This window comes from Variovorax sp. SRS16, from assembly GCF_901827165.1.
Taxonomy (GTDB): domain Bacteria; phylum Pseudomonadota; class Gammaproteobacteria; order Burkholderiales; family Burkholderiaceae_C; genus Variovorax.
In genome coordinates, this window is record NZ_LR594666.1 from 576,388 (window position 1) to 588,571 (window position 12,184).

12 protein-coding genes are annotated in these 12,184 nt (G+C 67.9%); 4 read left to right on the forward strand and 8 right to left on the reverse strand.

Going from position 1 to position 12,184, the window contains the following annotated elements; genetic code table 11:
- Position 1: 1 nt before the first annotated feature.
- Positions 2–502, forward strand: a complete 501-nt coding sequence (locus E5P2_RS02850) for an Lrp/AsnC ligand binding domain-containing protein (RefSeq protein ID WP_162565650.1) — start codon at positions 2–4, stop codon at positions 500–502.
- A 22-nt stretch (positions 503–524) separates the two neighbouring features.
- On the opposite strand, the gene E5P2_RS02855 is transcribed toward E5P2_RS02850, so the two are convergent.
- From E5P2_RS02855 to E5P2_RS02880, 6 genes are read right to left on the reverse strand one after another with little or no spacing between them, the layout of a single operon-like run.
- Positions 525–917 carry a RidA family protein gene (locus E5P2_RS02855; RefSeq protein ID WP_162565651.1) on the reverse strand — a complete coding sequence of 131 codons (393 nt, stop codon included), beginning with the start codon at positions 915–917 and terminating at the stop codon, positions 525–527.
- A complete protein-coding gene (locus E5P2_RS02860) occupies positions 914–2,527 on the reverse strand; it encodes an AMP-binding protein (RefSeq protein ID WP_162565652.1) in 1,614 nt (537 codons plus the stop codon). The genes E5P2_RS02855 and E5P2_RS02860 overlap by 4 nt, the downstream gene beginning before the upstream one ends.
- A complete protein-coding gene (locus E5P2_RS02865) occupies positions 2,524–3,723 on the reverse strand; it encodes an acyl-CoA dehydrogenase family protein (RefSeq protein ID WP_162565653.1) in 1,200 nt (399 codons plus the stop codon). Before E5P2_RS02865 ends, E5P2_RS02860 begins: the two co-directional genes overlap by 4 nt.
- A gap of 4 nt (positions 3,724–3,727) precedes the next feature.
- On the reverse strand, positions 3,728–4,582 hold the full coding sequence (locus E5P2_RS02870) for an enoyl-CoA hydratase family protein (RefSeq protein ID WP_162565654.1): 855 nt from the start codon (positions 4,580–4,582) through the stop codon (positions 3,728–3,730).
- Positions 4,579–5,055 (reverse strand): MarR family winged helix-turn-helix transcriptional regulator, encoded by a 477-nt coding sequence (locus E5P2_RS02875; protein WP_162565655.1) that lies wholly within the window; start codon positions 5,053–5,055, stop codon positions 4,579–4,581. Before E5P2_RS02875 ends, E5P2_RS02870 begins: the two co-directional genes overlap by 4 nt.
- A complete protein-coding gene (locus E5P2_RS02880) occupies positions 5,056–7,419 on the reverse strand; it encodes a bifunctional salicylyl-CoA 5-hydroxylase/oxidoreductase (protein ID WP_162565656.1) in 2,364 nt (787 codons plus the stop codon). It lies immediately after the preceding gene.
- A 99-nt stretch (positions 7,420–7,518) separates the two neighbouring features.
- Here E5P2_RS02880 and E5P2_RS02885 point away from each other — a divergent pair, with 99 nt between their 5' ends.
- Positions 7,519–8,787: a class I SAM-dependent methyltransferase gene (locus tag E5P2_RS02885; protein WP_162565657.1), complete on the forward strand. Its 1,269-nt coding sequence runs from the start codon at positions 7,519–7,521 to the stop codon at positions 8,785–8,787.
- A 6-nt stretch (positions 8,788–8,793) separates the two neighbouring features.
- Positions 8,794–9,120 carry a DUF1840 domain-containing protein gene (locus tag E5P2_RS02890; RefSeq protein ID WP_162565658.1) on the forward strand — a complete coding sequence of 109 codons (327 nt, stop codon included), beginning with the start codon at positions 8,794–8,796 and terminating at the stop codon, positions 9,118–9,120.
- Positions 9,121–9,232: 112 nt separating this feature from the next.
- On the opposite strand, the gene E5P2_RS02895 is transcribed toward E5P2_RS02890, so the two are convergent.
- Positions 9,233–10,249 carry a Bug family tripartite tricarboxylate transporter substrate binding protein gene (locus tag E5P2_RS02895; RefSeq protein WP_162565659.1) on the reverse strand — a complete coding sequence of 339 codons (1,017 nt, stop codon included), beginning with the start codon at positions 10,247–10,249 and terminating at the stop codon, positions 9,233–9,235.
- Positions 10,250–10,371: 122 nt separating this feature from the next.
- Positions 10,372–11,295, reverse strand: coding sequence for a LysR family transcriptional regulator (locus E5P2_RS02900; RefSeq protein ID WP_162565660.1), 924 nt, complete (start codon positions 11,293–11,295; stop codon positions 10,372–10,374).
- 111 nt (positions 11,296–11,406) lie between these two features.
- Here E5P2_RS02900 and E5P2_RS02905 point away from each other — a divergent pair, with 111 nt between their 5' ends.
- The gene (locus E5P2_RS02905) at positions 11,407–12,183 is read left to right on the forward strand and encodes an SDR family oxidoreductase (RefSeq protein ID WP_162565661.1); all 777 of its coding nucleotides are present in this window, start codon (positions 11,407–11,409) and stop codon (positions 12,181–12,183) included.
- Position 12,184: the final 1 nt, after the last annotated feature.

Sequence of the window (12,184 nt, forward strand, 5' to 3'; positions counted from 1 at the left end):
TATGCCGAACAATTCACTAGAGGCGGCTGCCGAGCGGCTGGGTCTCGATCGCATCGATCTGCGCATCCTGAGCAGCCTGCAGGAAGACGGCCGCATCGCCAACCTCAAGCTGGCCGAAGCGATCGGCCTGTCGCCGACCGCGGTGCTGGCGCGGGTCCAGCGCCTGACGCGCGACGGCTACATCCTGGGTTATGAGGCGCGGTTGAACCCGCTGAAACTCGGGGCCGGCATGCTGGTCTTCGTGGAAGTCCTGCTGGACAGAACGACCCCCAACGTCTTCGATCAATTCAAGGCCGCAGTGCAGGTGCAGCCAGGGATCCTGGAATGCCACATGGTCGCGGGCGGCTTCGACTACCTGCTCAAGACGCGCAGCGCCGACATGAACGACTACCGCCGCTTCGCCGGCGACGTGCTGTGGCAACTCCCGGGCGTGCGGGAAACCCGCACCTACGCGGTGATGGAAGAGGTCAAGAACTCGACGCACCTGCACCTGCCGCGATAGCCGCGAGCAAGCCTGGGGCGAGCTAAGGAACTACGGCCGTCACTTCGATCTCGATCTTGGCGCGCGGCTCCACCAGCGCAGCGACCTGCACGCAGGTCATCGCCGGAAAATTCCGTCCCATCGCATCGCGGTACACCGGCCCCAGCTCTGCGAGCCGGCGGGTGTACTCGTCGCGATCGACGACATACCAGGTCATGCGAACCATGTGCTCCGGTCCGGCGCCCGCTTCGCGCAGCACCTCGACGATGTTGCGCAGCGCCAGCCCGGTCTGCTCGATGAAGTCGTCGGACTCGAACTGCTGCTGCGCGTTCCATCCGATCTGTCCGCCGACGAACACCATCGTGCCGCGCGCGGCCACGCCGTTCGCATAGCCCTTGGGAGCTGCCCAGCCAGGCGGTTGCAGGAGTTTGATCATGTGGATTGCCTCAGTCTGAATCGTTGGAGTTTCCCGGTTTCCGTGCGCGGCAGGCTCGCGACGAATTCGATCTCGCGCGGGTATTTGAAAGGCGCGATGGTCGCCTTCACGTGGTCCTGCAGCGCCTTGACCAGTGCGGCATCACCCGCATGGCCCGGCTTCAGCACGCAGAACGCCTTGACGATCATGCCGCGCTCCGCATCGGGCTTGCCGATCACACCGCATTCGGCCACGGCCGGGTGCTTCAGCAGCGCATCCTCCACCTCCGGCCCGCCGACGTTGTAGCCCGAGGTGATGATCATGTCGTCGGCACGCGACTGGTAGAAGAAGTAGCCGTCCTCGTCCTGCACGAACGCGTCGCCCGGATAGTTCCAGCCGTCCTTCACGTAGTTGGCCTGGCGCGGATCGTCGAGGTAGCGGCAGCCGACCGGTCCGATGATCGCCAGCTTGCCGACGGTGCCGCGCGGCACCTCGTTGCCTTCGTCGTCCACCACTCTGGCGGTGAAGCCCGGCACCGCCTTGCCGACCGCACCGCGGCGCACCTCATTGCCCGCGGCCGAGATGTAGATGTGGAACACCTCGGTGCCGCCGATGCCGTCCAGCATCTCGATGCCGGTGGCCTCCTTCCACAGCTGCCGCGTCGCGTCCGGCAGCGCCTCGCCCGCGCTCACGCTGATGCGCAGCGTTGGCACGCCGAGGGCCTTGGCAAAGGGCGCCATCTGCCGGTAGAAAGTAGGCGCCGTATAGCAGAGGGTGGCGCCGATGTCGCGAATCGCCTTGACCATCGACTCGGGCGTGTAGGGCCCGTCGGCGTAGTAGACCGAGGCACCGGCCCACATCGGGAAGATCAGCAGGCCGCCGAGGCCGAAGGTGAAGGCCAGCGGCGGCGAGCCGATCACGATGTCGTCGGGGGTCGCGCGCAGGATGTGGCGCGGCCAGGTCTCGCACATCGCGAGCACGTCGCGGTGCGTGGTCGCGGGCGCCTTGGGCTTGCCCGTCGTGCCGGAGGTGAAGGCCAGGAGCGCGATGTCGTCGGCCGCAGTCGGGCAGGCTGCGAACACGCCGTGCTTGCCGGCGGCGCGCGCCTCCAGCGAATCGGGCGCATCGGGCTGGTTGAAGGCGACGATCGTCTTCAGCACGGGATGTGCCTGCTGCGCGATGCGCAGTTCGTCCTGCAGCTTGCCGTCGCACAGCGCGGCCACGGGCTGCGACTTCTCGATGATGTCGCCGAGTTCCTTGGCGCGCAGCAACGGCATGGTGGCGACGGCGATCAGGCCGGCCTTCACCACCGCGAGCCACGCGAGCGCCATGCCGATCGAATTGCCGCCGCGCAGCAGCACGCGATTGCCCGGCACCAGCCCGAGGTCTTCGACCAGCACTTTCGCGATGCGGTCGACTTCGACGCCGGCCTCTGCATAGCTCAGCATGCGGCCCGGCGAGCGCAGCATCGGCTTGTCCGCGAAGCCCTTGGCCGCGGCCTTGTCCAGCAATTCCTCCACCAGGTTCAACTGGTCCGGCAGTTGCAGCTCGGGCAGGTCGTAGCGGAAGATAGGCAACTGCGCTGCCGGCGGCAGGCGGTCATGGACGAAACGGTCGATCTGCGCGCTCATGCTTGGTGGCTCCTCAACACGGCCTTGCCGATGATCAGTTGCTGGACCTCCGTCGCACCTTCGTAGATGCGCAGCGAGCGGATGTCGCGGTAGAGGCTTTCCACCTTGGTGCCCACCTTCACGCCGAGGCCGCCGTGCATCTGCAGCGCCATGTCGATCACGCGGCTTGCGTTCTCGGTCGCGCACATCTTGGCCATCGCGGCTGCGGCCGTGAGATCGCCGACCGCGGGTGCACCGCGGCGCTCGCTGTCGTCGCGCATCCAGGCGGCGCGGTAGGTCAGCAGCGCGGCGCCGTCGATCAGCGCGGCCATCTCGCCGAGCTTCGCCTGCGTGAGCTGGAAGTCGGCCAGCGTCTGGCCGAACATGCGACGCGTCTGCGCATGGTGGATCGCCTCGGCCAGCGCACGGCGCGCCATGCCGAGCGCGGCACCGGCCACCGAGGCGCGGAAGATGTCGAGCGTGCGCATCGCGAGCTTGAAGCCGCCGTTCAGTTCGCCGAGTTGCGCGTCGCGCGGCACCACGCAGCCGTCGAAGCGCAGCGTGGCAAGCGGATGCGGTGCCATCACCTCGATGTGCGCCGAGGTATCGAGGCCAGGTGTCGCCGCGTCGACGATGAAGGCCGTGATGCCGCGCGAGCCGGCGGCCGGATCGGTCTTGGCGAACACGCAGTAGAAATCGGCGATACCGCCATTGCTGATCCAGGTCTTCTCGCCACTGAGGCGCCAGCCGTCGGCGGTGGCTTCGGCGCGCATCGCCATCGCGCCGACATCGGAACCGGCCTCGGGCTCGCTCAGCGCGAAGGCCGCGATCTTGTCGCCGCGTCCCACGGGCTCGAGGTAGTTCTTTTGCTGTTCGGCGCTGCCGGCCAGCGTGATGGCGCCGCTGCCCAGGCCCTGCATCGCGAAAGCGAAGTCGGCCAGCGGCGAATGGAAGGCGAGCGTCTCGCGCAGCAGCACGAGCGCGCGCGAATCGAGCCGCTCCAGCGCGCCGCCCGAAGCCGCCGACACGCAATAGCGCAGCCAGCCGCCATCGCCCAGCCGCCGCACCCAGTCACGGCAGGCCGCGCGGTCGTCGCGCTCGTCCACCGATTGCGAACGGGCCCAGGGCAGCAGCGTGCGCGCGAGCGCGCGGTGCGCATCGTCGAAGAAGGGCAGCGCGAGGTGCGCCGTCGAGGGGTCGAAAGCCGCAGCAGCCATCGCGTCAGTCTCCGCCGAACACCGGCTTGCGCTTGGCCGCGAAGGCTTCGTAGGCGCGCTTGAAGTCCTCGGTCTGCATGCAGATCGCCTGCGCCTGCGCCTCGGCCTCGATGGCCTGGTCGATGGTCATGGCCCATTCGTGCGCCAGCATGGTCTTGGTCATGCCGTGCGCGAAGCCCGGGCCTTCGGTGAGTTCGCGCGCCATCGCGGTCGCGGCGCCGAGCAGCGCATCGCTTTCGTGCAGCGCGTTGAAGAAGCCCCAGGCATGGCCTTCCTGCGCCGTCATGGCGCGGCCGGTGAAGAGCAGTTCCGATGCGCGGCCCTGCCCGATCACGCGCGGCAGCAGCGCGCAGGCGCCCATGTCGGCGCCCGCCAGCCCGACGCGCGTGAAGAGGAAGGCCGTGCGCGTGGCAGGCGTGCCATAGCGCAGGTCGCAGGCCAGCGCGATCATCGCGCCGGCGCCGGCGCAGACGCCGTCGATCGCACCGACGATCGGCTGCGGGCAATGGCGAATCGCCTTCACCAGGTCGCCCGTCATGCGCGTGAACTCGAGCAGCTCGGGCATGCGCATGCGCGTCAGCGGTCCGATGATCTCGTGCACATCACCGCCCGAGCAGAAGTTGCCGCCGGCACCGTTGACGACGATCGCCTTCACATCGGTCGCGTAGTTCAGCGCGCGGAACAGGTCGCGCAGTTCGGCATAGGAATCGAACGTCAGCGGGTTCTTGCGTTCGGGGCGGTTCAGCGTGACCGTGCCCACGCCCGCGTCGAAGGACCAGGAGAAATGCTTCGCCGCATAGGCGGCCTTGGGTTCGAACTGGGCGCGCATGGGATTGTCCGCGCCGATGTAATGCTTCATGTGGCCTCCGCCATTTGTTGATGGGAGTGTTGCTTGACCTTGCCGAGCAGCCGGTGGAGCTGCGCGATTTCCTTGCCGTTCAGCGCCGCAAAGGCATCGACGATCCAGTCCTCGTGCGCCTGTGCCATGTCGTTGAAGAGCTTGCGGCCGCGCGAGGTGAGGCGCACCCGCCATGCACGGCGGTCGCCCGCGACATCCACGCGCTCGACCAGTCCTTCGGCCACCAGCTGGTCGGTGATGCCGGTGATGTTGCCGCCCGTGACCATCATCCGGCGCGACAGCTCGTTCATCTTCAGGCCGTCGGGCGAGCGCTCCAGCTGCGCCATCAGGTCGAAGCGGGGCAGGGTGGTGGCGAACTGTTCGCGCAGGCCGTTGCGCACCTGCTTCTCGACCAGCTGGGTGCAGGTCATGAGGCGCAGCCAGAGCCGCAACTCATCGGGGTGCTCGCTGTGGGCTCTTGCTTCGAGGTCCATTCAGTGTTCCTCCTCGGTGTTGCGTTGCGGGGCTGCGGCTGCCATGGCCGCCGCCATCGCCTGCTGCTTGGCGATCTCGCGGTACATCTGGTCGCGGCCGCTGAGGTACTGCTTCGGCCACTCGACATCGTGGCTTTGCAGCTTGGCGGCTTCGTGCAGCGTCCATGCAGGGTCGGCCAGGTGCGGCCGCGCGATCGCGCACAGGTCGGCGCGGCCGGCCGCGATGATGCTGTTGGCCTGGTCGGCGTCGGTGATGGCGCCGACCGCGATGGTCGCGATGCCGACCTCGTTGCGGATGCGGTCGGCGAAGGGCGTCTGGTACATGCGCCCATACACCGGCTTGGCCGCGCGCGTGGTCTGGCCCGACGACACGTCGATGAAGTCGCAGCCCGCTTCCTTGAACAGGCGGGCCACCACGACCGCGTCGGCATCGGTGTTGCCGCCGGGCGCCCAGTCGTGGGCCGAGATGCGCACGCTCATCGGCCGCTCGGCCGGCCATACGGCGCGCATCGCGCGGAACACCTCGAGCGGATAGCGGCAGCGATTGCCGATGTCGCCGCCGTATTCGTCGCTGCGCAGATTGGTCAGCGGGCTGATGAAGGACGACAGCAGGTAGCCGTGCGCACAGTGGAGTTCGAGCCAGTCGAAGCCGGCTTCGGCCGCGCGCCGCGTGGAGTCGACGAACTGGTCGCGCAGGCGGTCCATGTCGGCGCGCGTCATCTCGGCGGGCAGCTGGTTCTGTTCGCCGTAGGCCAATGCGCTGGCGGACAGCAGCGGCCAGTTGCCTTCTTCCAGCGGCTCGTCGGTGCCTTCCCAGCCCAGGCGCGTCGAGCCCTTGGCGCCGCTGTGGCCGAGCTGCATGGCGATCTTCGCGCTCGACTGCGTGTGCACGAAATCGACGATGCGCTTGAAGGCCGCGGACTGCGCGTCGTTGTAGAGGCCGGTGCAGCCCGGCGTGATGCGGCCTTCGGGCGTCGGGCTGGTCATCTCGACGCACACCATCGCCGCGCCGCCGAGCGCGCGCGCGCCCAGGTGCACCAGCAGGAAGTCCTGCGGCACGCCGTCTACCGCGCTGTAGGTGGCCATCGGCGAGACGAGGATGCGGTTCTTGAGCGTGAGGCCGCGCACCGTCAGCGGCATGAACATCGGCGCCAGCGGCTTGCCGCCGGCCAGCCATTGCTCGTAGCCGCCCAGCCATTGCGTGTCGCGCAGGCGCAGGTTCTCGTGGCTGATGCGCTGCGAGCGCGTCAAGAGCGAATAGGCGAACTGCTCGATCTGCATGCCGGTGTAGCGCGGCACGTTCTCGAACCATTCGGTCGAGTTGCGCGCCGCGTTCTGGATCTTGAGCACTTCGACGCTGCGCCGCGCCTCGTAGGCCTCGAGCACCTGGTCGACGCTGCCGCCGCGCTCGAACTCGCCGGCCAGGTCGATCGCATCCTCGAGCGCGAGCTTGGTGCCCGAGCCGATCGAGAAGTGCGCGGTGTGGGCCGCATCGCCCATCAGCACCACGGGCACCGACCTGCCGCCGACGTCGACGCGGTGCGTCCAGTGCTGGCAGACCACGCGCGGGAAACGGATCCAGTTGGCCGAGCCGCGCAGGTGGGTGGCATTGCTGATCAGCGCATGGCCGTCGAGGTACTTGGCGAACAGCTGCTCGCAGAACGCGATCGCCTCGGGCTGCTCCATCTTGTCGAGGCCATGCGCCTGCCACACCGCTTCGGGCGTCTCGACGATGAAGGTCGAGGTCTTGTCGTCGAACTGGTAGGCATGCGCCTGGAACCAGCCGTGCTCGGTCTGTTCGAACGCGAAGGTGAAGGCATCGAAGGTCTGGTGCGTGCCGAGCCACACGAAGCGGCACTGGCGCAGATCGATGTCGGGCTGGAACACCTCCTGGTAGCGCTGGCGGATGCGGCTGTTGAGGCCGTCGCTGGCGATCACGAGGTCGGCGCCGTACTGCGCGGCCAGCGCCTGGTCGTCGGTCGCGTCGGTCTCGAACACCAGGTCGACGCCGAGCGCGAGGCAGCGCTCCTGCAGGATGTTCAGGAGGCGCTTGCGGCCGATGCCGCAGAAGCCGTGGCCGCCCGAGCGCACCTGCCTTCCCTTGAAGAATACCTGGATGTCGTCCCAGTGATGGAATTCCCGGCCGATGATCGCCGCGGTCTCGGCATCGGCGGCCGCGAGGTTGGCGAGCGTCTGGTCACTCAGCACCACGCCCCAGCCGAAGGTGTCGAAGGGGCGATTGCGCTCGATGACGGTGACCTGCAACTCGGGTCGTCGCGCCTTCATCAGGAGCGCGAAGTAGAGGCCGGCGGGGCCGCCACCGATGCACAGGACACGCTGGAGTTCTGCCGTTGAGCTATTCATGGATAAATAGTTTAGACCTAAACAATCAAATGTCAACGTCAAAAGGTCTTTTGAAGGGGCCGGTTGACGAGCGCCCGCGCGCTGGGAAAAATCCCCGGCATGCAAAGCCTGATACCAAAAATAGAGTCCCAGCTTTCATCCCTGCCGGTGCCGATCACGCTGCAATTGCCCGATGGCAGACGGGTGGCGAAGCCGGGTTCGCGCGTCACCCTGGCCTTCACCGAATGGTCCGTGCTCGCCAAGCTGGCGGCCAAGCAGGTCGGTGCGATCGGCGAGGCGTATGTCGAAGGCCGGGTCCAGATCGAGGGCGCGATGCGCGACCTGATCGACGCCACGGTTGGCATGTTGCCGGGCAATCCGGCCGAGACCAACACCGGCTGGTGGTCCCGCCTTCAGCGGCGTGCCAAGTCCCACGGTGCGCACTCACTGCGCAAGGATGCGGCGCAGATCGAGTTCCACTACGATGTCTCCGATGACTTCTACGCGCTGTGGCTCGATCCGCGGCGTGTCTATTCCTGCGCCTACTTCCGCGAGCCGGGGCTGACGCTGGCGCAGGCGCAGGAGGCCAAGCTCGACCATATCTGCCGCAAGCTCATGCTGCAGCCGGGCGACCGCTATCTCGACGTCGGCTCAGGCTGGGGCGGCCTGCTGCTGTGGGCGGCCGAGCACTACGGCGTCGACGCGACCGGCATCACGCTCTCCAAGAACCAGCATGCGCACGTGCAGCGCCTGATCGAAGAGAAGGGCCTGCAGGGCCGCGTGCGTGTCGAACTGCTCGACTACCGCAAGCTCGACGAAGCGCGGCCTTTCGACAAGATCTCCTCGGTCGGTATGCTGGAGCACGTCGGCAGCGCCAACATGCCGACTTACTTCGGCAAGCTCCATGCGCTGCTCAAACCCGGCGGGCTGGTGCTCAACCATGGCATCACCTCGGGTCAACTCGACTACCGGCAGCTTGGCGCCGGCATGGGCGATTTCATCGAGAAGTACATCTTCCCGGGCGGTGAACTGCTGCACGTGACGCATCTGCTGCGCGACACGGCGGCGGCCGGCCTCGAGATGGTCGATACCGAGAGCCTGCGACCGCACTATGCGCGCACGCTCTGGGCGTGGTCGGACGCGCTCGAGTCCAAGCTCGACCAGGCGCGCGAGGTGCTGCAGCGCGCCGGCGGCCGGCAGGGCGCCAACGCGGAGCGCATCCTGCGGGCCTATCGTTTGTACCTGGCGGGTTCGGCGATGAGCTTCGAGCAGGGCTGGATCTCGCTGCATCAGATGCTGTCGACCCGGCCCGATGGAAAGGCGCAAGGGCGTACGCTGCGCGGCTCACAATCGGTGTACCCTTTTGTCCGGGACTACATCTACAAATAAGCCGCCATGCTCTATCGATTCAAATCACAAGCGACCGCCGATGTCGTGATGCTCGAAGCCAATGCCCGCCAGTTGCTGGAGATCATCGGCAAGTCCTCCGCGCCCAAGGGCATCATCATGGTCGACCAGATGTCGGCCGCCGTGTCCGCGCTCGAAGCGGCGATCAAGGACGATGCCGTCCAGAACCGCCACAACCACGATGCCTTCGCGGTGGAGAACCATGCGAGCGAGGCCGAGTTGCAGCACGTGGGCCTGCACCAGCGCGCCGCGCCGCTGATCGACATGCTCAAGCGCTCCCAGGCCGAGAGCAAGGACATCGTCTGGGGGGTTTAGAGCCCCCCCCCAGGCTTCGCGCACTTCGTGTCGCCTCGCCTTCCCCCTACCGGGGGCAATACCTGCGGCCCGGCCCAGCCGGTTCCGCGGTATTCCTGAAAGGGGTCGCAGGCTAGTCGACGGTTGCGCCGGACGCCTTCACCACCTTCGCCCACTTGACGTGTTCGCTGGCGATGAGCTTCGCGAATTCGGCGGGGGTGTTGCCGCTCGGCAGGGCGCCCTGGGCCAGCATCTTCTCCTTGATGGCCGGGGTGCCGAGCGACTTGGCGACTTCCTGCTGGATGCGGTTGATGATGTCGGGCGAGGTGCCGGCGGGCGCGAGCAGGCCGAACCAGGAGCTGGCCTCGTAGCCCTTGAGGGCCGGGCCGCCGGCTTCCTCGACGGTCGGGATGTCGGGCAGCGCCGGCGAGCGCTGGGCGCTGGTCACTGCGAGCGCCTTGAGCTTGCCGCCCTTGATCTGGGCCATCGACGAGGGCAGGTTGTCGAACATCACGTCGGCATTGCCGCCCACGAGGTCGAGCAGGGCCGGCGCCGATCCTCGGTAGGGAATGTGCACCATGTAGCTGCCGGTCATGCTCTTGAAGAGTTCGCCGGCCAGGTGGATCGAGGTGCCGCTGCCGCTCGACGCCATGTTGAGCTTGCCCGGATGCGACTTGGCGTAGGCCACGAAGTCGGCGACGTTGTTGATCTTCAGCGCGCGGGCCTTGTCGGCGTTCATCTCCATCACGTTGGGCACGGCCGCCACCAGCGTGATCGGCGCGAAATCCTTGATCGGGTCGAAGGGCAGCTTCGGGTACAGCGCGCGGTTGATGCCGTGCGTGCCGACGGTGCCCATCAGCAGCGTGTAGCCGTCGTTCGGCGCCTTGGCCACGATCTCGGCGCCGACGTTGCCGCCCGCGCCCGCGCGGTTGTCGACGAAGAACTGCTGGCCGAAGGCCTTCGCCAGTTCGGGCGCCACGGCGCGCGCGAGGATGTCGGTGGTGCCGCCCGGTGCGAAGGGCACCACGATGCGCACCGGCTTGGTCGGCCAGGCGGCTTGCGCGCCCGCGGGGTGGGCGGCGAGCATCATCGTGCCGAGGGCAGCGAGGGTCAGCACGGTGCGGCGGCGGGGCAGGGACAGGACAGGCATGCTTTTTCCTTGGTGGGCCGGCGGTCTTCGGTGACGCGTGACCATCACGCAGGAAGTCGCCCGCATGGCGCTGTGTTGTACAGGCGCGTGTCCCGTTCGTCGCGGGTGAAAACCCCGTGCGCTCAACTCCCTTGCATGTCGCGCGCGAAGTGCCGGCTGCGGAAATGCTCGACCACGAAATCGACGAACACGCGCGTTCTCGCCGGCAGCAGCTTCTTGCTCGGGTAGTAGAGCGAGATCGGCCCGGAATCGACCCACCACCCGGGCAGCACGCGCACCAGCGTGCCGCTTTGCAGCCGCGGCAGCGCGAACGGCATCGGCAGCAGCGCGATGCCCAGGCCCATCACGGCAGCCTGGGCCATCGCCTCGGGGTCGCTGAAGATCACGCGCGCCCGGGTGTCGACGGCGCCCTCTTCGCCGGCCTTGTTGCGCAGGGTCCAGCTGCGTATGCGTCCCGTGGGGGACGAACGCCGCACGATGCCGTCGAACGCGGCCAGGTCCGAGGGGCGCCGCGGCATCGGCTTGCCCGCCATGTAGCCGGGTGCCGCGGCAGCGACGATGTGGATGCGCGCCAGTTCGCGCGCCACCACGCCCGGCGTGAGCTCGATGCCGCCACCGATGGCCGCGTCGAAACCCTCGCCGATCAGGTCGACCTGCCGGTTGTCGAAATGCCAGTCGGGCAGCACCGCCGGATAGCGCGCGAGAAATCCGTCGAGCAAGGGCACGACGTAGTCACGCCCGAAAGCCTGGCCCATGCTGACCTTGAGTGTGCCGGCCGGCTGGCCATCGTCCTTGGCCACGCTGGCCACCGCATCCGACAGCGTGCTCAGCGCGCCGCCGATCTCGCGCAGCAGCCGCTCGCCGCCCTCGCTCAGGGTCAGCCGGCGCGTGCTGCGCTGGAACAGGCGCACGCCGAGGCCGGCTTCGAGCCGGGCCACGTTCTTGCTCACGGCGGCCGGCGTCAGCCCGAGCTGGCGCGCGGCGGCGGAGAAGCTGCCGGCCTCGGCGCTGCGGACGAAGGATTCGAGATGGCTCAAGGGCTGCATGGCGCTTATTTTCAACCCAGGGTTGAATGTGATAGGGCACTCGGGCGGCTATTCGAAGGGCAGTGGAAACCCGACACTGAAGCCATCGCCACACCACTTCAGGAGCCCGCCATGTCACTCTCCACTTCGTCTTCTTCATCTTCTTCGCAGCCGGTGCTTGCCGGCAAGGCCGCCTTCGTCACCGGCGGATCGCGCGGCATCGGCGCCGCCATCGTGCGCCGGCTGGCACGCGATGGCGCGGCCGTCGCCTTCACCTACGCGAGCAACGAGGCCGCGGCCCGCGAACTCGCCGGCAGCATCGAAGCGGCCGGCGGCAGCGCGCTGCCCCTGCGCGTCGACAGCGCCGATGCGGCGGCTCTGGTTGCGGCCGTGGACCAGGCGGCGAAGACGCTCGGCCGCATCGACATCCTCGTCAACAGTGCGGGCGTGCTCAAGCTGGCCACGATCGACGCGATGTCGCTCGAAGACCTCGACCGCACGCTCGACGTCAACGTGCGCGCCGTGTTCGTCGCCACGCAGGCGGCCGTGCGCCACATGGGCGAGGGCGGCCGCGTCATCACCATCGGCAGCACCAACGCCGAGCGCATGCCTTTCGCGGGCGGCGCCGCCTATGCGATGAGCAAGTCCGCCATCACCGGCCTGACCCGCGGACTCGCGCGCGATCTGGGGCCGCGCGGCATCACGGTGAACAACGTGCAGCCCGGCCCGGTCGACACCGAGATGAACCCGGCCGATGGCCCGATGGCGGCCACCATGCACAGCTTCATGGCGCTGCAGCGCCATGGCAGCGGCGACGAGATCGCCGGCATGGTCGCGTACCTCGCGAGCCCCGAAGCGGCCTTCGTGACCGGCGCAAGCCTGAGCATCGACGGCGGCTTCGCGGCCTGAG

Coding starts and splice junctions, on each gene's coding strand:
- E5P2_RS02870 (WP_162565654.1), bottom strand. CDS start 4,582: ATGAAGCATTACATCGGCGCGGACAATCCCATGCGCGCCCAGTTCGAA.
- E5P2_RS02890 (WP_162565658.1), top strand. CDS start 8,794: ATGCTCTATCGATTCAAATCACAAGCGACCGCCGATGTCGTGATGCTC.
- E5P2_RS02860 (WP_162565652.1), bottom strand. CDS start 2,527: ATGAGCGCGCAGATCGACCGTTTCGTCCATGACCGCCTGCCGCCGGCA.
- E5P2_RS02850 (WP_162565650.1), top strand. CDS start 2: ATGCCGAACAATTCACTAGAGGCGGCTGCCGAGCGGCTGGGTCTCGAT.
- E5P2_RS02905 (WP_162565661.1), top strand. CDS start 11,407: ATGTCACTCTCCACTTCGTCTTCTTCATCTTCTTCGCAGCCGGTGCTT.
- E5P2_RS02895 (WP_162565659.1), bottom strand. CDS start 10,249: ATGCCTGTCCTGTCCCTGCCCCGCCGCCGCACCGTGCTGACCCTCGCT.
- E5P2_RS02900 (WP_162565660.1), bottom strand. CDS start 11,295: ATGCAGCCCTTGAGCCATCTCGAATCCTTCGTCCGCAGCGCCGAGGCC.
- E5P2_RS02875 (WP_162565655.1), bottom strand. CDS start 5,055: ATGGACCTCGAAGCAAGAGCCCACAGCGAGCACCCCGATGAGTTGCGG.
- E5P2_RS02885 (WP_162565657.1), top strand. CDS start 7,519: ATGCAAAGCCTGATACCAAAAATAGAGTCCCAGCTTTCATCCCTGCCG.
- E5P2_RS02880 (WP_162565656.1), bottom strand. CDS start 7,419: ATGAATAGCTCAACGGCAGAACTCCAGCGTGTCCTGTGCATCGGTGGC.
- E5P2_RS02865 (WP_162565653.1), bottom strand. CDS start 3,723: ATGGCTGCTGCGGCTTTCGACCCCTCGACGGCGCACCTCGCGCTGCCC.
- E5P2_RS02855 (WP_162565651.1), bottom strand. CDS start 917: ATGATCAAACTCCTGCAACCGCCTGGCTGGGCAGCTCCCAAGGGCTAT.